This is a genomic window from Desulfonatronum zhilinae (genome assembly GCF_900182865.1).
Taxonomy (GTDB): Bacteria; Desulfobacterota; Desulfovibrionia; order Desulfovibrionales; family Desulfonatronaceae; genus Desulfonatronum; species Desulfonatronum lacustre.
This window is the reverse complement of record NZ_FXUJ01000029.1, coordinates 1-20,204: the sequence shown is the minus strand read 5'-3', so window position 1 is coordinate 20,204 and position 20,204 is coordinate 1. Positions and strand designations below refer to the sequence as shown.

18 protein-coding genes are annotated in these 20,204 nt (G+C 55.7%); 8 read left to right on the top strand and 10 right to left on the bottom strand.

Going from position 1 to position 20,204, the window contains the following annotated elements:
• Window positions 1-3: 3 nt before the first annotated feature.
• Complete coding sequence (gene mfd / locus AC559A_RS16835; RefSeq protein ID WP_498818868.1) at window positions 4-3,522, bottom strand: transcription-repair coupling factor; 3,519 nt, start codon at window positions 3,520-3,522, stop codon at window positions 4-6.
• Between the two features lie 405 nt (window positions 3,523-3,927).
• Here mfd and AC559A_RS16830 point away from each other — a divergent pair, with 405 nt between their 5' ends.
• A complete protein-coding gene (locus tag AC559A_RS16830) occupies window positions 3,928-4,185 on the top strand; it encodes a hypothetical protein (RefSeq protein ID WP_051434339.1) in 258 nt (85 codons plus the stop codon).
• Window positions 4,186-4,309: 124 nt separating this feature from the next.
• Here the strand turns inward: AC559A_RS16830 and AC559A_RS16825 are convergent, their stop codons facing one another.
• Window positions 4,310-5,662: a UDP-glucose dehydrogenase family protein gene (locus AC559A_RS16825; protein WP_028571408.1), complete on the bottom strand. Its 1,353-nt coding sequence runs from the start codon at window positions 5,660-5,662 to the stop codon at window positions 4,310-4,312.
• Window positions 5,663-5,968: 306 nt separating this feature from the next.
• On the opposite strand from AC559A_RS16825, the gene AC559A_RS16820 reads away from it, so the two are divergent.
• From AC559A_RS16820 to AC559A_RS16790, 7 genes are all read left to right on the top strand, one after another.
• Window positions 5,969-6,943, top strand: a complete 975-nt coding sequence (locus AC559A_RS16820) for a D-2-hydroxyacid dehydrogenase (RefSeq protein WP_028571407.1) — start codon at window positions 5,969-5,971, stop codon at window positions 6,941-6,943.
• A 53-nt stretch (window positions 6,944-6,996) separates the two neighbouring features.
• The gene (locus tag AC559A_RS16815; RefSeq protein ID WP_051434338.1) at window positions 6,997-7,281 is read left to right on the top strand and encodes a glutaredoxin family protein; all 285 of its coding nucleotides are present in this window, start codon (window positions 6,997-6,999) and stop codon (window positions 7,279-7,281) included.
• A complete protein-coding gene (locus AC559A_RS16810; RefSeq protein ID WP_498818867.1) occupies window positions 7,278-7,610 on the top strand; it encodes a ferredoxin-thioredoxin reductase catalytic domain-containing protein in 333 nt (110 codons plus the stop codon). Before AC559A_RS16815 ends, AC559A_RS16810 begins: the two co-directional genes overlap by 4 nt.
• A gap of 27 nt (window positions 7,611-7,637) precedes the next feature.
• Window positions 7,638-7,814 carry a hypothetical protein gene (locus tag AC559A_RS16805; RefSeq protein ID WP_156932847.1) on the top strand — a complete coding sequence of 59 codons (177 nt, stop codon included), beginning with the start codon at window positions 7,638-7,640 and terminating at the stop codon, window positions 7,812-7,814.
• 132 nt (window positions 7,815-7,946) lie between these two features.
• Entirely contained in the window at window positions 7,947-9,062 is a 1,116-nt protein-coding gene (locus AC559A_RS16800; RefSeq protein ID WP_498818866.1) for a glycosyltransferase family 2 protein, read from the top strand.
• Window positions 9,063-9,169: 107 nt separating this feature from the next.
• Window positions 9,170-10,228, top strand: coding sequence for a glycosyltransferase (locus tag AC559A_RS16795; protein WP_498818865.1), 1,059 nt, complete (start codon window positions 9,170-9,172; stop codon window positions 10,226-10,228).
• Window positions 10,225-11,493, top strand: coding sequence for a glycosyltransferase family 2 protein (locus AC559A_RS16790; protein WP_498818864.1), 1,269 nt, complete (start codon window positions 10,225-10,227; stop codon window positions 11,491-11,493). The genes AC559A_RS16795 and AC559A_RS16790 overlap by 4 nt, the downstream gene beginning before the upstream one ends.
• Window positions 11,494-11,504: 11 nt before the next feature.
• Here the strand turns inward: AC559A_RS16790 and AC559A_RS16785 are convergent, their stop codons facing one another.
• From AC559A_RS16785 to AC559A_RS16750, 8 genes are all read right to left on the bottom strand, one after another.
• Window positions 11,505-14,357, bottom strand: a complete 2,853-nt coding sequence (locus tag AC559A_RS16785) for a glycosyltransferase (RefSeq protein ID WP_498818863.1) — start codon at window positions 14,355-14,357, stop codon at window positions 11,505-11,507.
• A gap of 62 nt (window positions 14,358-14,419) precedes the next feature.
• A complete protein-coding gene (locus AC559A_RS16780; RefSeq protein WP_498818862.1) occupies window positions 14,420-15,628 on the bottom strand; it encodes a glycosyltransferase family 92 protein in 1,209 nt (402 codons plus the stop codon).
• A 26-nt stretch (window positions 15,629-15,654) separates the two neighbouring features.
• Window positions 15,655-15,936, bottom strand: a complete 282-nt coding sequence (locus tag AC559A_RS16775; protein WP_498818861.1) for a hypothetical protein — start codon at window positions 15,934-15,936, stop codon at window positions 15,655-15,657.
• The gene (locus AC559A_RS16770) at window positions 15,881-16,600 is read right to left on the bottom strand and encodes a hypothetical protein (RefSeq protein WP_498818860.1); all 720 of its coding nucleotides are present in this window, start codon (window positions 16,598-16,600) and stop codon (window positions 15,881-15,883) included. Before AC559A_RS16770 ends, AC559A_RS16775 begins: the two co-directional genes overlap by 56 nt.
• 158 nt (window positions 16,601-16,758) lie before the next feature.
• Window positions 16,759-17,547 carry a phosphocholine cytidylyltransferase family protein gene (locus tag AC559A_RS16765; protein WP_498818859.1) on the bottom strand — a complete coding sequence of 263 codons (789 nt, stop codon included), beginning with the start codon at window positions 17,545-17,547 and terminating at the stop codon, window positions 16,759-16,761.
• A 69-nt stretch (window positions 17,548-17,616) separates the two neighbouring features.
• The gene (locus AC559A_RS16760) at window positions 17,617-18,489 is read right to left on the bottom strand and encodes a glycosyltransferase family 2 protein (RefSeq protein WP_498818858.1); all 873 of its coding nucleotides are present in this window, start codon (window positions 18,487-18,489) and stop codon (window positions 17,617-17,619) included.
• Window positions 18,479-19,690: a UDP-galactopyranose mutase gene (gene glf, locus AC559A_RS16755; protein WP_498818857.1), complete on the bottom strand. Its 1,212-nt coding sequence runs from the start codon at window positions 19,688-19,690 to the stop codon at window positions 18,479-18,481. The genes AC559A_RS16760 and glf overlap by 11 nt, the downstream gene beginning before the upstream one ends.
• A 320-nt stretch (window positions 19,691-20,010) precedes the next feature.
• The coding region (locus AC559A_RS16750; protein WP_498818856.1) for a hypothetical protein at window positions 20,011-20,204 on the bottom strand (194 nt) is incomplete at its 5' end.

The window sequence follows — 20,204 nt, the reverse complement described above, 5'->3', positions numbered from 1 at the left end:
AGATCATGAGGAAGCGGGACGTGACGGCTTCAGCTCGGAAAGCAGGGCCGTGGCTTGTTGCAAATGTCTATAGTTAGCCGCCTTGTCCGCAAAGCGCAACTCCACCCGGTTTGGGGGGAGCAGCCGTGCCTGGTCCTGGTGTTGAAGGACCCAGGGGACGATGGCGTCCAGGACGGCGTCCGCCCCACCTGAGTCGCCGACCCCGTCCTTTCTCCCGTTGGTCCCATCCGGCCAGACCACGACCACTTTGCCCGGCAGCAGATCGGCCTTGACCGCTTTCAGGGAGGACAGCAGCCGTTTCAGCCGGACGACTTCCTCAAAAGTCCGCAGTTCCTCGGGAAAATTTCCAAATCGATCCTTGATTTCCCCCTCGATCTCCAGAGCCGCCTCATCCGTGGCCGCCGAGGACAAGGCCTTGTAGAAATGCAGTCGGTCCCGGGCCTCGGGGATGTAGTCTTCCGGAATATGCGCCGGGTAAAGGACGTTCATTTCGGTCTGGGCATCCTCCCGGGGGGCTTCGCCCTTGAGTCGCCGGACTTCGTTCTCCAGCATTTCCAGAAACAACTCCAGCCCGACCTTGGAAATGGTCCCGGACTGGGTCTCGCCCAGGATGTTCCCGGCCCCGCGCAGCCGCAGATCCTCCATGGCCACGAAAAAACCCGCGCCCAGATAATCCATGTCCAGGATGACTTGCAACCGCTTGCGGGTGGATTCCGGCAGGCCGTTCAGGTTGTTCACCACAAAATAGGCAAAGGCCTGCCGTTCGCTGCGGCCCACCCGACCCCGTAGTTGATAGAGCTGTCCCAGCCCGAACATCTGGGCTTGGTCCACGATCAGGGTGTTGGCCCGGGGAAAGTCCAGGCCGGATTCGATGATTGCGGTGCAAACCAGGATGTCCAACTCGCCGTGCCAGAACTTGTGCATGGCCTCCTCCAGCATGGTCGGGCTCATCTGACCATGGGCCATGCCGATCCGAGCCTCCGGGGCCAGGGAGCGCACGTATTCCACCACCTGCTCCAGCCCCTGGACCCGGTTATGCACCCAGAACACCTGTCCGCCGCGTTCCAGTTCCTGGGCCAACGCCTGGCGAAGCATTCCCGGGTCGCGTTCCAGAAGAAAGGTCTGCACCGGCTTGCGATCCACGGGCGGGGTCTCGATCACGCTCAGAGAACGGATTCCGGAAAGAGAAAGTTGGAGGGTTCGGGGAATAGGCGTGGCCGTGAGGGTCAGCACGTCCACGTTCTTGCGCAGTTTCTTGAGTTTTTCCTTGTGCTTGACCCCGAAACGCTGTTCCTCGTCCAGGATCAGCAGGCCCAGGTTGGGCAGATGCACGTCGTCGGAGATCAGCCGGTGGGTGCCGATCAGGATGTCCACCCGGCCCCGTGCCGCGGCCTCGAGAATCTGCTTCTGGCGGACCCTGGGCACGAACCGACTGAGCATGGCCACCTGGACCGGAAAATGTTCCATGCGCATCCGGAAATTCTGGTAGTGCTGCTCGGCCAGGATCGTGGTCGGGCAGAGCAGGGCCACCTGCTTGCCGTCCATTACCGCCCGGAAGGCTGAGCGCATGGCCACCTCGGTCTTGCCGAAGCCCACGTCTCCGCAAACCAAGCGGTCCATGGGCTGGGGCAGATCCATGTCCGCCAGCACGTCGTCGATGGCCCGGGACTGGTCCGGAGTCTCCTCGTACCCAAAGGAGGCCTCGAAATCCCGATACATCTCGTTCATCGGACTGTAGGCGTAGCCCTTGGCAATCCGCCGATAGGCATAGATTTCCACCAGATCCTGGGCGATCTGCTCGATGGCCTTGCGCGCCCGCTCCTTGGTCTTGGCCCACTGCGCCCCGCCCAGCCGATCCAGACTCGGTGACGCACTCTCGGGGCCTTTGTAACGCTGAACCAGATTCAAGCGGTCCACGGGCAGATACAGCTTGTCCTCTCCGGCGTACTCGATCAGCAGATAATCGTTGGCCGCGTCCCCGATCCGGACCCGGTGCAACCCGTCAAAACGGCCCAGGCCGTAATCCCGGTGCACCAGCAAATCCCCGGAAGACAACTCGTCAAAGGAATTCAGCCCGGAAAAGCCTTTTTTGTGGGCTTGGCGGGCCGGGCCTTTTTTTTCGTCGGGCTGGAGCACATCCTCGGCCAAAAGCAGCAGGCCGTTCCATTCCAGGTCCAGCCCCTTGCGCAGGGAGGAGCGAACCAGGGCCACCCCCTGGCCTTGGGGATCGAAGGATTCATCAAAGGAAATACCTTCTTCGGCCAGCCGTTTGCCGAACCGCTTCCGGGAATGATCCGAATGAAAGGAGATCAACACCTGGGGCCGCTCATCCCGCCACGTGCGCAGGGCCTGCACCAGCGTGCTCCAGGGGCGTTGCCGGGCCTCGGGACGCCAGAACAGTTCCTGGAACGAGCCGAAAGTCTTTTCCGGCAGGTCGACGCCTTGGCGATCCACGCCGATGAGCAGATCCTCGAAAACCATCTGGCGCTGGTTGTGCCACGCCAGTCTGGCCGAGGACGCGGGCTGAATCACGTTGGTCCGCAGCCAACGAACCTCGGCCTCGCAGTCGTTCTCCCGTGCGGCCTCTTCAAGAAAAGCCTGCCAGGCCCACTCGCCTTCCTCCAACCGCGGCCGCAGTTGGGACGACCCGGAAAGCAGAAACGTGGTGTTCTCGGGTATCCATTGGTTCAGAGTCGAGAACCGCTCGTAGTACACCCCCGGCGCCATCCGCCCGTCCCCGCGCTCCAAAGCCCGCAGCAAGGCCCCGTGGCCGCGGTCCGAGACCTCACCGGTGGCATCGAAACGCTGCCAGCAGGCCTGGGCCCGGGACATGGACTCCGGGCTCAGCAGGGCCGGAGCCACCGGCAGAATGATCGCGTCCGGGACGTCCGCCATGGAGCGCTGACGCAAGGGTTCGAACAGACGCATGCTTTCCAGGTGCTCACCGAAAAACTCCATCCGCAACGGGATCTCGAAGCCCGGAGGGAACACGTCCAGGATGTCGCCGCGCCGGGCCGTCTCGCCAACGGCGCCAACCATGGACGACCGCCGGTAGCCCCAGGAAATCAGCTGCTCCAGGATCAGGTCCGGGGAAATTTCCTCGCCCACGCTCAGGTGCAAAAACGCGTTCTCCACCTCCTCCCGAGGCGGCCACTTGGGCAGAAAATTTTCCACGCTCAGCACCAGGCCAAAGGGCCGCACAGCGCCGTGCAGCGCGAACAGGGTCAACCACCGTCGGCTCCAGGCGTTCGGGTCCGCATGCAACGGGTCCTCGGGCGGATAGGCGGGCAAGGAGAACCAGCGCCGCTTCCAGAACAAGTCATGCTCGTCCCGGGAAAACAGCCGGACCAGAGCCTCCATTTCCGGAACCTGTTTGGCCTCCGGGACCACCAGCACCACGTTCCGCCCTTTGGCCAACAAGGCTTCGGCCAGGTAGGCCTGGGTCGCCGGACCGCTTTTATGAATGGACAGCGCGTCCTTGCGTCCGCGCAGAAACTCCTGAACGTCTTTGGTCAAATACACGAACCGTCACCTCGCCTCATCATTACCATCCCCACCTCACCATCCAATCCGACCCTCTATGCAGGGTAACCTACTTCACGATTATCACAAATGTATCCCGATTGGATCGGCATCACAATCGATATCGATATCGAAATCGAAATCGAAATCGTGATCGAAATCGAAATCGTGATCGAAATCGATTAAAAACTTGACTCAGGACATAGTAATAACGAATATTTGATATGAAAAACGATTTCGATTCGATTTCGATATGATAGCGCGTTGGAAACGGGAGCAAACCTGCCCTGACCTTTCCCCACATCCGGTTGCAAAAATCTCCCAGTTCATTACAACTGCGCCCTGTCGCGATTCGGGAGCGTCGCCGCGCGCCCGGCAAAACCCCACCGGAGGTCATCCAGCAGCATGGCTTATTACCACGAACACTCCGCCGTATCGGTATCCTTGGACGAACACGTCAAGATGCTCGGCGATGAGGATCTTTTGGATTTTTGGGAAGAGAGCCAATTCATGGAAGGATTCTTTCACGAACACGACATCTACCCGGCACTACCGGCGGAAAACTACGAACGGCTCATCCTGCAGGAACTGCAACTGCGTTTCTGCCAGCGAGGCCAACCCTTCGCCACTCAACCGCGCATCGAAACGCCCTGCCCCTTCTGACCCTGCCATACTGACCCTTTCCGGGTGTTCCTTTCCCGGTACACGCATCATATAAAAACACGCATCGTAGGGGCACGGCGCGCCGTGCCCCTACGATGCGTGCGTTGCTCCCCTCAGCAGAGTTCTACGCCGCGGCCTTGCCCGCCGAATGCCCTCGGCCGATGCAGACGTACTCCAGATCGAAGCGCTTCAGAAATTCCGGATCATACAGATTGCGGCCGTCAAAAATAATCGGCTCGGTCAGGGTCTGACGTATCCGCTGAAAATCCGGATTGCGGAACTGGTTCCACTCCGTGGCCACGGCCAGCACGTCCGCGCCGTCCAGCACTTCGTACTGGCTGGCATGAAAGGATACCAACGGATTATCCGCCAGGACCTCGCGAGCCTTTTCCCCCGCCGCCGGGTCAAAGGCCCGGACCCGCATCCCGGCCGAGGTCAATTCCGCGATCAGCTCCAGGGCCGGAGCCTCCCGGATGTCGTCCGTGTTCGGCTTGAAGGCCACGCCCCATAGGGCCAGGGTCTTGTCCCGCACCCCGCCTTGCTGGGCGAAGTAAGCGGAAATCTTGTCCACCAGGCTCCGCTTCTGGCGCATGTTCAAGCCGTCCACTGCCTTGAGCACCCCGGGTTCGTAGCCGCTGCTCACGGCCGTGTCGATCAGGGCGCGGACATCCTTGGGAAAGCAGGATCCGCCGTACCCCAAACCGGGGTAGATGAAATGCCGACCAATGCGTGAATCCGAACCGATGCCCATGCGCACATCATTGACGTCCGCGCCGACCCGGTCGCAGATATTGGCGATTTCGTTAATGAACGAAATCTTGGTGGCCAGCATGCAGTTGGCGGCATATTTGGTCATCTCCGAACTGCGTACGCCCATGATGATCAGCTTTTCCCGACTGCGGGCAAAAGGCGCGTACAGGGCCTTGAGCAGCTCGGCTACCCGGACGTTGTCCGTGCCCACCACCACCCGGTCCGGCTTCATGAAATCGTTGACCGCGTCGCCTTCCTTGAGAAATTCCGGATTGGAGACCACGTCGAACTCGATGCTCACCCCGCGAGCCTGCTGTTCTTCCAGGATCAGCGCCCGCACCTGATCGGCCGTACCCACCGGGACCGTGGATTTGTTCACCACGACCTTGTACTCCCGCATCTGTCTGCCCACGTCCCGGGCCACCTGATGAACGAAGCGCAGATCGCAGCTTCCGTCGGGGCGGGAAGGGGTCCCCACGCAAATCATCACGAACAAGGCCGAATCCAGACCATCGGTCAAGTCCGTGGTGAACCGCAATCGGCCCTGCTCCGTGTTCCGCTGCACGATCTCTTCCAACCCCGGCTCGAAGATATGGATTTTGCCCTGGGTCAGGTTCTTCACGATTTCCGGATTCACGTCCACGCAAACCACGTTGTTGCCCATTTCCGCGAAACACGCCGCCGTGACCAACCCGACGTATCCCGTGCCGACAATACATAGATTCATGACGAATTGATCTCCTTCACAAAATGTTGTTCCTTGCATCCATGGCAATCGCGCCAAGTGCGACGCTCTCTTACCGCTCCCGCATACCGGGCACAACCCCCAGGTATTGAAGACGGCTCCCGGGGATGCCATTTTTCAACAACATTTTCCTATTCATATGAAAGGGTTGATCTGGTTTCATCATTGATGCTTGATATTCATCATTCATCAGTGGTAGCCATCACGGGACGCCGAACACCAGCGGAACTCCAATTTCCCTATTCGCTTCACCCAATACGTCCTGAAGACCCTTTCCGGAGATCGCTTATGAACATCGTCGTGCTGGACGGCAAGACCATCAATCCCGGCGACAATCCCTGGACGCACCTGGAGGCCTTGGGCACGGTGACGGTCCATGACCGGACCGCCGCCGGGGACATCCTGCCCAGGGCCCTGTCCGCGGACATTCTCTTGACCAACAAGACCCCACTGCGGGCGGATACTCTGGCCAAGCTGGACTCATTGCGGTTCATCGCCGTGATGGCCACGGGCTACGATGTGGTGGACCTGGACGCCGCATCGGCGCGCGGCGTTCCCGTTTCCAACGTGCCCAGCTACGCCGCCAAGTCCGTGGCCCAGTTCGTCCTGGCCCTGATCCTGGAACACTGCCACCGGGTTGCCCTGCACGACCGGGAGGTCCGGGCCGGGGCATGGGCCAAGGCCGGGGACTTCTGCTTTTGGAAGACCCCGCAGATCGAACTCTCCGGGCTGAAAATGGGCATCGTCGGCTTTGGCCGCACCGGACGCCTGGTGGCCGAACTGGCCCACGCCCTGGGCATGGACATCCTGGTCTACACCCCTCGGATCAGGGAAACGCCTTCTTACAAGCCCTTTGCCTGGAAGGCCTTGGAAGACGTGTTCGCGGAAGCGGACGTAATCAGCCTGCATTGCCCCCTGAAGCCTGACAATGTCGGCTTCGTCGACAAGACCTTGCTGGCCCGGATGAAAAAAACGGCCTTTTTCATCAATACGGCCCGAGGTGCTCTGGTCAACGAGACCGACTTGGCCGAAGCCCTGAACAACGAATCCTTGGGCGGGGCCGCGGTGGACGTGGTCTCCGAAGAGCCCATCCGTCCTGACAACCCGCTGCTCTCCGCCAAGAACTGCCTCATCACCCCGCACATGGCCTGGGCCAGCCTGAGTTCCCGCAAGCGGCTCCTGGACGCAACGGTGGAAAACATCAAGGCCTTTCTGTCAGGTCGGCCCACCAACGTCGTCAATCAACCCGCTTCATCCGAATAACGCCGGGACTTGCCCAACACGATTTTCCCACAACCCCAAACAAGGAGCCCCACATGCCTGCCCCCATACGCGTCTACGCCCTGAGCACCTGCATTCACTGCAAGCGGGCCAAGGAATTTCTGGACCAATGCGGCGCGGAATACACCCCGGTGCATCTGGACTGGATGACCGGCCAGGAACGCACCGACGCCCTGACTGAAATGAAACAGTACAATCCGGCCCAGAGCTTCCCGACCATCCTTATCGGCGACTCGGTGATCGTCGGCTTCAAAAAGGAAGAAATCGAAAAAGCCCTGGGCATCGATCCAGCTCAGGCCAAGGAGCCGTCCGCATCATGAGTGCCGACCAAAATTCCGCCCGGCTTTACGAAACCCTGCGCAAGATCCAGGAGCCCAAGGGCTATTTCTTCAACAAGGACAAGGAAATGGTCTTGGAGCTGATGGCATCCCTGCTGACCAACAAGGACCGCCACGGCTACATGGTCTGCCCCTGCCGCCTGGCTTCCGGAGACCGAAACCAGGACAAGGACATCATCTGTCCTTGCGTCTACCGGGAACCGGACGTCAAGGAGTACGGCAGCTGCTACTGCGGCCTGTACGTCTCCCGGGAGTGGAACGAAGACCTGATTCCCCACGAGTACGTGCCGGAACGGCGCTCCCCGGCTTGACGACCATTTGACCGATTTTTCCCCGAAATGTCCGTACGCGCCCTGGCACAAGAACTCTATGCCCTGGAACGGAAGGTGGAACGCCTGCGCCATGAACTGGAGCAGGCCCCACCTCCCCGCAGGGAAGAGATCGACCTGGAACTGCTCCGGGCCACCGCGGAGCGGGATCGTTTGCGGGCGGCGCTTAAGACAAAAAAAGGATGATCCCGAGAAGGCCACAAATGCCTTCTGACTTATCTTTTTCGCGGCCTTGCGGCTCAACAGATTTAGCATTTTAGCCTATAATTACTCTGCAAATACACCTGTGTGATCAATATTTGTATTTTGATGGTATATTTGTTGAAATCAAAAATTTTTTCACCAGATGTCACATTGGTGACATATACCTACAACGACCACTGTCTAGTTGACGATTTGCTTGAAAGCATAGATTCATGGACTCTGCAACCTTCTCAAATCATAGTCGTTGACGATGGTTCCATTCGTAGCTATTGGACTGATAAAGCAACCGTCATCAGGCTTTCAAGCAATCATGGATTTGCAGAGGCAAAACAGGCTGGTATTTCAGCTGTCACAGGAAAATTCGTTCTTTCTTTAGATTGCGATATACGTTTAAATTCAGAATGGTTATACAAAAATATACAATTTGCTGCTCGTCAAGATATCGGCATCGTCACTTCTGGAATAACCTATTTCTTCAACAAAACTATTGTTGATAGATACATAAAATTTTACATAAGATATCCAGCAACTGAATATCCAAAAAAATTGAACAACGGAGGAGCATGGCTCTTTCGGAAAGATGTCTGGAATAGTTCTGGAGGATTCAGCAATTTCAAAGGTGTACTGGCAGAAGACATATGGTTCTCTCAAGAAATTTATCAAAGAGGCTACAAGCTTTTCTCAAACAAGCATGTTCAAGCATTTGAACTTCGACGTTACAATAGATACACAGCTGTAAACAGAATATGGAAAGGTCAATGGAAAAGCTTCCGCGAGCAGCTGAATGAGGATTCACCGTTTAGAGACACCCTTAGTTTTCTCTTGGCGACATTTAAATTGAGAATAAATAATGAGCATTACATAAATGAATTTGCATACCTTGATATTCTTTTATTCGTATATGCAACAATTGACACACTGAAAATAATAAGCAAAAATTCTGAAAAAAAATCAAATTGCGCTGTTTTTCTTTCAACATTTACAAATATAATTTCAGAATATCCAAAAATTCAATACTTCATCAATCATGACACTCTAGAAATGTCAAAAATTGAAGAATATCAAAAAAAATACAATCTTTCACATTACCCACTTGAAGTATATTGCATGGAATTCATTTCTTTCTTTTCAAAAAATGTACTAAACACAATTGAACAAAAAACTCTTCAAATAATACTAAGCGAGCACGAATCAATTAAATCAAGCTTCAGCAGTTATGACAAGCTATAATAGATGCCAAAAACAACATTACTTCTTTCCCGGCCCTGTTGGGACTTTCTCGTGAAACCTCCATTCCGTTTCCAAGGTTACACATTTCTTTCTGTTCCAAATCACATATGACCAACAACGTCAGAGACTCCAGCCCTCCCACCCTGCTCTGGTTCGGTGCGGCTTTCTTCTCCGGCGCCCTTTCCGACGCTGGCTGGGTCACGACGATCAAGCGGCAATACCAGCCCGCAGCGGTCTCCTGGCGTGAGCTGTTCGCGGATCTGCCAAGCCCGCCCGACGTGCTGGTGATCGCCGACTACAGCGGCCCCCCGCCCCTGCTGGACCCGCATACCTGCCCCAGCCTGACCGTGCTCTACAGCGTGGACTCGCACATCCACTCCTGGCATCCGTTGTACGCCCAGGCCTTTGATCTTTGCCTTGTCAGCCTGCGGGACCATCTGCCCCGCTTTACCGGAAGGTTTTTGGACGCGAACCGGACACTGTGGACACCGCCGTTTGTCCCGGACACTCTCCAACCCGCGCCCAAGAATCAAATCTGGGACGCCCTGTTCGTGGGCAAGGTCGACGCCACCTTGACGCCCAGACGCCACGCGGCCCTGCAAGCCCTCAGGCAGGAACTTCCGGGCCTGGAAGTCCGCCAGGGCAAATTCCGGGAACTGTTCCCCCAGGCCAAAGTCGTCCTCAACTTCTGCGACCTGAACGACCTGAACTTCCGGGTCGTGGAGGCCCTGGCCTGCGGCAGCACCCTGCTCACCCCGCGCATCGGCCACGGCCAGGACGATCTGTTTTGCCACGGCGAGAACCTCTGGCTTTACGACCAATCGCCGGACGGAAACGACGTCGCGGACCTGCTCCACCAGCTTCGTCGCCTCCTGGCCGACGACGCGCTCCGCGCCCGCCTGGCCCGCAACGGCCAGGCCAAGGTCAACGCCGACCACCGGGCCTCCCACCGCGCGGCCACCTTCACCAACCGGCTGCGCGAACACGACTGGCCCGCCCTGATCGCCAATCGCCTACGGGCATCCACGGCCATCCATTGTGACATCCTTCGGCCGTTGTTTCTGCACCTCAGCGAAGCCTTGCCTGAAGGTCATGATCTTCGAATGCGCTACTACCAAGCAAGCACAAGACAACCCACCAACATACCGTCGAGCAACAGCGCATGACCTCCCCCCACCTGTCCATCATCATTCCGGTTTTCAACCAATGGCCCTTGACCGAGCAATGCCTGCGCAGTCTTCGGGAACACACCCCCGGTCGTTTCTTTGAAGTCATCGTCGTGGACAACAACTCCACGGACGACACCACTACGCACTGCAAAACACTTGGAACAAGTCTCTTCCCCGAACGCTTCCACTATCTTCCTCTGCCCGAAAACCTGGGTTTCGGCCGGGCCTGCAACATCGGCGCTGACCAGGCCAAAGGCGAATTTCTCTTTTTCCTGAACAACGACACCATCCTCACCCCAAATTGGTTCGCTCCCCTGCTCCAAGCCTTTCGCTCCGACCAACGCCTGGGAGCGGCCGGGCCGTTGCTGCTCTATCCGGGATCAGATCGGATTCAGCACCTGGGCGTGGCGTTTTTACCTGGTTTCCAGGCGGAACATCTTTACGAACACTTTCCATCCTCCCACCTTTTGGTTCGCAAACCTCGCCGGTTGCAGGCCATCAGCGGCGCGGCCTTTTTCATGCCACGCGAACTGTTTCGAGAATGCGACGGTTTTTTCAAGGATTACCGCAATGGTTGTGAAGACCTGGACCTCTGCATCCAAATTCGCAAAAAAAAACGCCGCATATCCTGTATTCCGGATAGCGTCGTTTACCATTTGACCAGCCAAACCCAGGGGCGTTTCGACAAGGACGCGGACAACTCCAGTTTGCTTCTGAACCGTTGCGGTGCATCGATCAGACCGGATATTCACGAACTCGCGACAAATGACGGGTACGAACCACGCCTCACGCCCTGGCTGGCCTTTTATGTGGCGCTTCCCCAAAGCCGACTTGTCCGGCTCAACGCGGAGGCAGGCGCAAGCCCCAGTCCGCAAGCGACCTGGGATCTCTTGCAGCAGGAGCCTTTATGGACTCCAGGATACGCCTTGCTTGCCGAAGCCTTAGAAAGAGCCGCGGCCTGGGACGAGGCCTGCATGATTCGCTTTCTCCAGGTCCACTTCGAACCCACCTTGGAAGGAATGGCTCGTTTGCTCCATGCGGCGCGACAGGCAAAAAACGGCATCCTGGCGGAACAGGCTTTGGAAAAACGACGCAATATCCTCGCAAAACTCCAGGAACCCGGCCCACTAACGACAAGAGCCCGGTCCATCATGGCCCAAGCCCACGAGGACCGGGATAAAGCCGTGGAAAAGCTCTACGCCGACTGGCTGTCCGCCTCAAACCAAACACCAGTGCGACCGATAGACTCCTCCGCCCCCTGATCAACCGCACCTCAGTCACGGGGCGGACATTCCCGCAAAGCCAACAGCCGCTCCAACCGCCGGGCATGCCTCGGCTCCCCGACGGCCTCCACCAGCCCGCGCCAGTAGTGTTCCGCCTCATCCAGCATGCCATGGCGCTCGGACAGTTCGGCCAATTCTTCCAGCACAACGTACTTGCGTGGGTCAAAAGCGAAGAAGCGATATGCCTCCTGATACGCCGCCACGGCCTTGTCCACGGCCCCTTGTTCGGCAAGCTTTTTGGCACGTTGCCAATATGTATTGGGAGAACTGTCGTGCATCACGCAGACATGGCCATGGTCGTGCTCTTCGATCAGCTCATACACGATGCCGTCCTGGCGATACGTCTCCAATTCGTCCGCGATCAGGGCATCACCCCAGCGGGAAAGCAGCAGTTCCTTGTTGCGATCCATGGCCTCGAACCGGCCCGGCGTAAGGCTTTCCAGATGCGTGACCACGCTTTTGGGGCAATAGACGACCTTATATCCGTCCCGGCGCAGGCGCAGACAAAAATCCACATCCTCATAGCCATTGAGATACTGCTCATCAAAACCGCCGAGCTGGTCGAAAACGTCCTTGCCGACCAGCATGCAGGCCGCGCTCACGGCCTGAAACTCGCGCGTCTTCTGAACCGCCGGGTGATGGGGATGAAAAAATTTGTAGATATGTACGGGCTTGAGCTTCTGATCAAAGACCACCCCAGCGTGCTGAATCAGGCCGTCATCGAACAGCAGCTTGGCTCCCACGGCGCCGATTCGATTATCCCGGACCGCGCAGGATCGCAGCGCATCCAGCCAGCGCCCCTGGACCCGTGTATCATTGTTCAAGAAAACCAAATAACGCCCTTTGGCCGCCTTCGCTCCTTGATTACAAGCCTTGGCAAACCCCAGATTCTCCTGGTTGGCAACACACCGCAGCGGTCCTTCCCGTTCCAGGCTGATCAACATTTCCGCGGTTCCGTCCGTTGATCCGTTGTCCACGGCAATGATCTCAAATGCAATGTTCGGCGTATTTTCCAGGATCGACCGGATGCAATTCCGAGTCAGCTCTTTATTGTTGCAAACGGGAATGACGATGCTGACATCGGGAATAGCGGCGGTTTTCACCATCGTTTTTTTAAGCGCCGATCCGGGCCCGGCGTTTCCCTCGAATTCCTCGATGTTCTTGTGCAAAGGATAAACGTAGGTCTCCACGGCACGCCGCAACGGCAGTCCGACGCGACGCACAGCCTGGCCCAAACGCTCCATGGCCTGCTCCCAGCCCAGATCAGGGGGAAAACCGCCGCTTGCCGCGTAGACGTCCTTGCGGATCAGAAAGCAGGCCGTATCCAGTCCGCCCACGCTCATGCCGCCGCCTTGTAAAAAGCGGTGGAAAATGAAGGCCACGTCCGCGTTGCTTTTCCGTTCGCCGCCGGGCAGCATATGTTCCAGCAGAACCCGCTGCTCCATGCCGGGGCCAATGGCTTGAACCACCCCGGTCTTGGGCTCCCAGTGATAATAATTGGCGAGTTGCCGCAACCAGCTCATTGGAGCCACGAGCCGGGGGTCCCAGAAGGCCACATGGTCATGCCGGGCCCCGGTCACGGCCTGATCAAGGAATCGGCCCGTCGGCCAGGCGCAGTCTATCCACCGGCCATCCGACTCCAGGTTTGCTCCGGCAGGGCGCCGTCCCACAAAAATCAGTTCCAGGTCGATTCCTGGATTGTCGCGTCGTGCCGTGCGCGACGCTTCCGCGATCTCTTCCGCCGTGCCGCCGCGCCACAAAACCACAACCGTAAATGGAATGGGATGCCGCATCCGCGGAAGCCCGGCAATGGCCAGGGCGGCCCGCTCCACGGCGCGCCCATCCCGCCCAAGGCACATCCGATCGACATAGCGTTGTCGCAACGCGGAAAGCCGGGCCGGCTCCCGCAGTTCACGGTCCACGGCGTCACGCATCTCATCCCAGGAGGAAACCACGGTGCAGGCGTCACGGACCTGGTACTCCAGATCCAAAGGGTCGAAGTGCTGAAACTGCGACTTTCGGGGATTGTCGAACAGGACGATGGGCCGGTCCAGAAGCATGAACTCCACAAAGGCCGAGGACACGTCACTGATCATCACGTCCGCCGCGACCATGGCCCTGGTCAAGTCAGAGGTGATTGGGAGGACATGAACCCGCGGGTTGGCCTCGGCAACGGCGGCGTACAGATCAACCCATCGCCGATCCGTCATGCCGTGCAGTTTGACCACCAGATGTGTCTCGCTACCCGCTTCCGTTCGGGCAAGCCCGGCAATGCGCCCTTGGACAAACGGGATGGCGGAAAGCTCTTCGTTGTAGGTCGGCGCGAACAGCAGAATTCTCGCGTCCCGAGGAATCTCCCAATCGCGACAGAACTGCTCCCTGGTGAAGGCCTTGGGCCCGAAAAGACCATCGGCCTTGATAAAGCCCGTGGGCACGATGGCTGAAAAGACGTTCTCAGCCAGAATTTCCTGATGCCACTCACCGGGAACACAGATCAGGTCAGCAATGTTTTCCCGCCTCACGATCGGCTGGCGGGTATAAAAGCAGCCCTTGCTGATCATCCCGTGCCCTACGTTCACGATCCGCCCGCAATCACGCAGAATGTAAGCGGCCCCGATATCAGCGACCACGGTGACGTCCGGTGCATAGCCCCGGATGTCAACGACATATCGCGCCTTGGCGGAAAGCCGCTCCACGGTTCGGGCATCCAGGCCGCGGCCTACCGAACCTTGGGTGGATTCGGAGTACTCCGGAGAGGAGAAAGCAAGTGCAAAATCCGGAAGGTGTTGCTGAAAGTAGTCGTGAATCGGCTCAAGAAATGGGAGGTGGAGATTGCGTTCCACAAAAAAGAGTATCCGACATTTCTCATTGATGTTTAGACTCACACCCACCATCCTCAAAACAATCAACCTACGAACCGTTCAATTTTATGGGACAAAACATTGAGAAAACTTGATATTCTCTCATCATTATTAATTTCATTCGAAAAACGCCATCGCATATAAAGAATCATCTTGTGAGCTAATACATATTCATTGGATAAAATCAGATTGTTTACATATTCAAAGCAAATATTAATATCAACAAAATTTCTAAATAATTTCAAAAGGTAAGCTTTAGCCTCTTTGTCATTTTTTTTCTTTTTTGCAATTCTATATTTTGCATAATCAATATCTACTTGTTCAGCGCAAAGCACTTTGGCTATTTTCAGCAAAGATTCTGCACGATCAAAACTTCCTTGAGATATAAAGTGAAATATGGAATCAAGAATATTGTTCAATTTTTTCTTTTCTTGTGAACGATTTGATAAATCTGAGAGCAAATTGCCAGATTTTTTATATCTACCAATTCTTTCAGCATAATGGACAGCACCGCAGTCAAAAACATTTGCATGTTCTAATTGGTAAAAAAAAGCACTATGCTTTCTTTTTCCTTCCTCATCCACTCTATCCGCCCTACCTCGATCCAACTTTTGACAATAATCTTGTTGTGACCTAAAATAATAATGGTTTAATTGGATATTATTAGCTGTAAAAGGCCCCTGAGATTCAGATATTGGAAAATAATTTTCATCAACACAATACCAAGGATCCTTATATATAAACTTATGTGGGTTGAAAGGATGTGAAACTTTTTGAGGTTGAATTATAGATTTAATATGTAAATTTTTTTGGTAATCAAGTGGAAATCTGTGAATATAACTTTTCATTTGATATAATTCCGGTCTTTTAACATAACCTGATGAACCAAAATCAACCCAATGAACACCAAGACCACCATATTCTTCATAATCTAATAAAAAAAATCGAATATCACCCATTTTTTTTAGTATTAGAAATTCATCAACATCAATGAAAGCAATCCATTTTGATTTATCAGCATACAATTTTAAACAATTATGATAAGCAGGAATTTGCTTTTCTTGACCATCAATATTATAAATATCAACAAATCCTTTATCGACATATTCTTTAAGAAATAAATTTAATGGAGGAGCACTTTCATTATCAAAAATAATAATCTTCTCCGCGCCAATCAAAAGATGATGATCAATCCATTCATGGATAAACGGATGCTCGTTTTTAGCTATACAACAAACACTAAAATAGTTCATAAGGTAAAAAAATAAACGTTAAATTATTACTTAGGATAAAAATACATTTCCAAAGACGTCACGCTCATATACCCAGAACTGATCAAAACTTCATCCGCATTCCGGATGAAGCCGGAAAAACTCGCACCCTCGGAATATCGACGAACAAGAGCTTGCGCAACGGCTTTCGGCAGCATCACGCAGGGAGAGGGGATCCGGTCGTTGAACGCGGCGCTGCCGATGCCGAAGTTTCGGAAGTTCCAGGCCAGTTCTTCATTGTCGAAAATAAACGGGCGACCGGGAAACAGCAGGTCGTAAACCCGGCGCACCTGCTTTGGGTCCGCCAGAGCCTTGACCATCCCTCACCTGACGGTGCCAGTGAAAATGGTATTCCATCCATTTCAGCCACTGCCGCGGCAAGCCCCATCCCGGCTGTACCAGGACCACCCAGTCCCCCTCGGCCGCGGCGCAAGCCCGCGCAAGTCGCCGCCGCACTCCGAGCGAGGACGTTCCGCGGCCAACCTCGAAGCCGCCCGGACTTGCAGCTTCGGCGGGAACCTTCACCGGCAAAAGCTCCATGGGCAAGTCTTCGGACTTGGCGTAAATTTCCGAGACGGCGTCCCGCTCCGCAGAAGAGTCCGCGACCTGATCCAACTCCAGCAGCACCGAATATGTGGGCCGAGACTTGACGTTCCGAGGCCGGACCAGCAATTCTCGAATAACCTCGGCGGCTCGTTGCACGGACTTGCCGTCACGACCATAATCCAGTTCTTCGATGTACTGCAGGCGTTCCTCCTCCAGGGTCTCGGGCTGGTCCAACGCCTTGATAACATTTTCCCGGAGGGTTCGCATACTATCCGCCTCCAGCACGGCATTCCGCCCCTTGCACTCCAGATCGGAAGGATCCGGTTCCAGAAAAGACAGATGCAGACTCCGCTCGGCGTAAAAAAGCAGGTCGACTTCGGCAGCACCCGCCGTGGTCGGGAATGCCATCGGCCCTCCATAAGGGAGTTGGCTGGTCTCAATTTACCGTTTTTCCCCCTCCCGCGCTTTGTGCTCCGCAAGAGTGGGCAAAAGGCATGTCAAAATGGTGGGACAGGCATCTTGCCTGTTCGTGCAGGCAGGATGCCTGTCCCACCCAATTCGTCCTGTCAGGCCACCGATGCGGTCAGGGAAAACTCCTGCCGCATCAACTCCAACCCTGAACGGGAACCCCGGCGCTCATCCCGGAGAGTCTCCGCGTTCAGTGGCTGGACCGGACACACGGGATCCGCGCCGAACAGTTGGCGCGCCTCCCGCAAATCTTCGTCAAAATCCACCTCGATACACCGGTAGGCGGAAATATCCAGAACCCGAAAAAACACCCCTTGAGCGAGGCAATCTTCGATGCCTTTTTCAAAATAGTCATCATCTTGACACGCCGTCAGGGAGCGAACCAAGGCGGGCAAATTCTCCCGCGAAACCCTGTTCACCCCCACGGCCTCTCCATGCGCCCGGTCCACCTGCTTGGAAATCTCCAAAAGGTTACCTTGCCCGTCGGCCCGGTACTTGACCTCTTCCGCTCCACAGCGCTTGCGATCCACGGCTACGACGTTTCCAGGGTGATCCACGACGGCCTCAACTACTTCGCGATCAAAAACCACATCGCCATTGGCCCAGATCACGTCGTCGTCCAGGTGCTCCAGCGCACGGAGCAGACTCTTCGAGGTATTGGTAATGTAGAAGAAAGGATTGTACTTGTAGAAAATGTCGGGAAATTCTTCCATGATCAGGCTTTTCTTGAACCCGACCACCACAATGATCTCCCGGATGCCGACTTCCTGAAAAAGACGAATCTGCCGCCCAAGAATCTGCTCGCCGTCCGGAAGCAAACTCATGCACTTGGGGAATGGACGCCCCAGGCGACTTCCCACGCCGGCGGCCAAAATGACGGCTTTCATGATCCCTCCTGGATTGAAAGATGGTAAAATCAGGAGAAGCCATGCAAGTTGAGCGCCATCCAAGCATCTTCACCTCTGCCTGGCCCAAGGATGCTTTTCCAGAAAATCCAAAGCCGCTCCTTGGTCTATGATTTGTTGGGCCTGATATTCGGAATACTTCATCTGCAGCTTGTAGCGATTGGCTGTATGCCCGGGACTTTGCTTCCCTCCGCTGATGCGTTGATGCCACGCCTCCACGCCGCCGTGGAGCAGTACTTTCCAGCCCTTGAGGCGCAGGCGCAGGTGATGGTCCACGTCCTCGAACTGGGTCGGGGAGAACTGGATGTCGAAGCTACCCACGTCCCGAATGGAATCCATGCGATAAAGCATGACGCAGCCCATCAGGTAGTCGCGTTCGGACAAGGCGTCGAACTGACCCTGATCCGGCTCGTTGGACCACAGGGCTACGTGATTGATCCAGTCCTTGGCTTGGGTCAGCAAGGCCCCTGAGTGCTGGACCACCTTAGGCAGGGAGTGGTTCAAAACCTTGGCTCCCACCACCCCGGCCCTGGGGTAATCGATCATTGCCTCAAGCATCTTTATCAGCCAGTCTGGGCGAACGCGCACGTCGTCGTCAAAAAACGCCAAAAACTCGCAATCATCCTGGCCGGGCAAAGCCAAAAGCCAGTTCCGGGCGCCGGGCGAGCCGATGTTGATCGGCAGGTGTACGATCTCCAATTCCGGAAAGATGTCCGGAGGCAGAGAGTCGAAATACTCCTTGGTGCCGTCCGTGCTGCCGTTGTTCAGCAGATAGACTTTATAGTTCGCATATTTCGTGGCTCGCAAGGCGGCAATGGTATTTCCAATCTCCGAGACCCGATTGTGGGTGTAGAGCAAAACATGCACACGGGGTGCGTTCACGGCTTCAAGGTGCATTCGTTGTCCTTTCGATTCATCGTTCACGATAGCCTCGTTGTTGTTTTCTGTGCGGAACCAACTCCCCCAAAAGTCCCTGCCCAGCACCCGTCACCCCCCTCTCTGCCTCTCTCAAAGCCGCATCCACCACCTGGTCCATGTTCAAGTATGTATAGGTCGCCAGTCTGCCCAGAAAAAGGACGTTTCGCTCCTTGGCCGCCAACTCGGCGTACTTGGCATACAACTTCGCGCTGTCCTCGCTGGGAATGGGATAGTAAGGTTCGGCTCCCGGCTCGAAATCCCGCGGGTATTCGTAGACGACGTTGGTGTGCGGCGTTTGCTGGCCCGTCACATGTTTGATTTCCACGGTGCGCGTGTACTCGTGTTCATTGGGATAATTCACCTGCACGGCGCTTTGCCAGAAGCCGGGCTTGCCCGCTTGCTCCCGGCGGTCCGCCAGTTCCTCGCTTCGCAGACTGCGCGGTTCAAAATGCAGGGAACGCCAGGGCAGAGGACCAAAACGATGGCCAAAATACGCGTCCACAGGGCCGGTATAGATCAACCGGTCAAAGGAAAGTTCATTCCTGACGGCGGTAAAATCCGTATTCAGCAAAAGCGTCGCCCGCTTGCCGCAGGACTCGAGCATGCGGTTGAACATGGCCGCATACCCTTGCCTGGGCATGGCCTGGAAAGCATCCGAAAAATAGCGCTCGTCCCGGTTCAAACGCATGGGAATGCGGCCGCAGACCGAGGGGGACAATTCCCTGGAGTGACGTTTCCACTGCTTGAGCGTGTACCCTTCGAAGAACAGCTCGTAGAATTCGCGTCCCACCTGGGACAGCACCACTTCTTCGGAATTGGACGGAGTATCGATCTTGACGCGTCGCTCTTCCAACCACTGGCCAAACTCCTCGGATGTGCTGGGCCGGCCCAGGAGTTGTTCAAAAGTGACCAGGTTGACCGGAAAGCTCCACAGCCTGCCTTTGGCATAGGCCTTGATGCGGTACTCCGCGGGCAGCCAGTCCGTGAATCGGGAAAGGTAGTCCCGGACATGGGGCAGATTGGTACGGAAGTAATGCGGACCGTAAACGTGATGCAAAACACCGTTGGCATCCGGTTCGTCATGGCAGTTGCCGCCGAGATGGCCTCGCTTTTCAACTATGACCACGGACTTGCCAGCCACGGTCAGACGTTCGGCCATGACCATGCCGCTCAATCCGGCCCCGACGATGCAGTAATCGTTTTTCACGGTCTATGCTCTTTCCAGTGACAAGGCCCCTAACCATTCCGTCAGTCGGTTTCACCGGGTGTATTAGGAGTTATCCTTCTGTCCAGATTTATTTGGCCACAGACGGTAAAGGGAGACAAGGGTTGACTTTTCAAAAGCCGACTTGGCTGGCGAAAAACGCCGCAGGCGTAGGCAGTTATTTCAGCCAATTACTTCTTGTCAATGGGCTGAAATATTCTTCCGTCTGCCTTGGTCGTCCTGCAAGGTCTAGCGAAGCGGGTGGCTAAAAAATATTGTAATCGTTCTTGCTAGGCGAAAAACGGTCTTGCGGGGACAAACGCTCACGGTTTCACCGGACAGGCTTGATGTCCCTGCAAAAAGTCAGCGGCAATTATGCGGCCAGCCCCCAGCGATGCCCCTGGTAGGTGTGCTGAAGGGGACGAACCGGAGCAGTTGAGCTGAAAAGGCGATAAAAAGGTGTCCTGAGAAAGTAATTTGACAGTAATTTGCTCTTTGACATGGCTTCCCGCGTCTT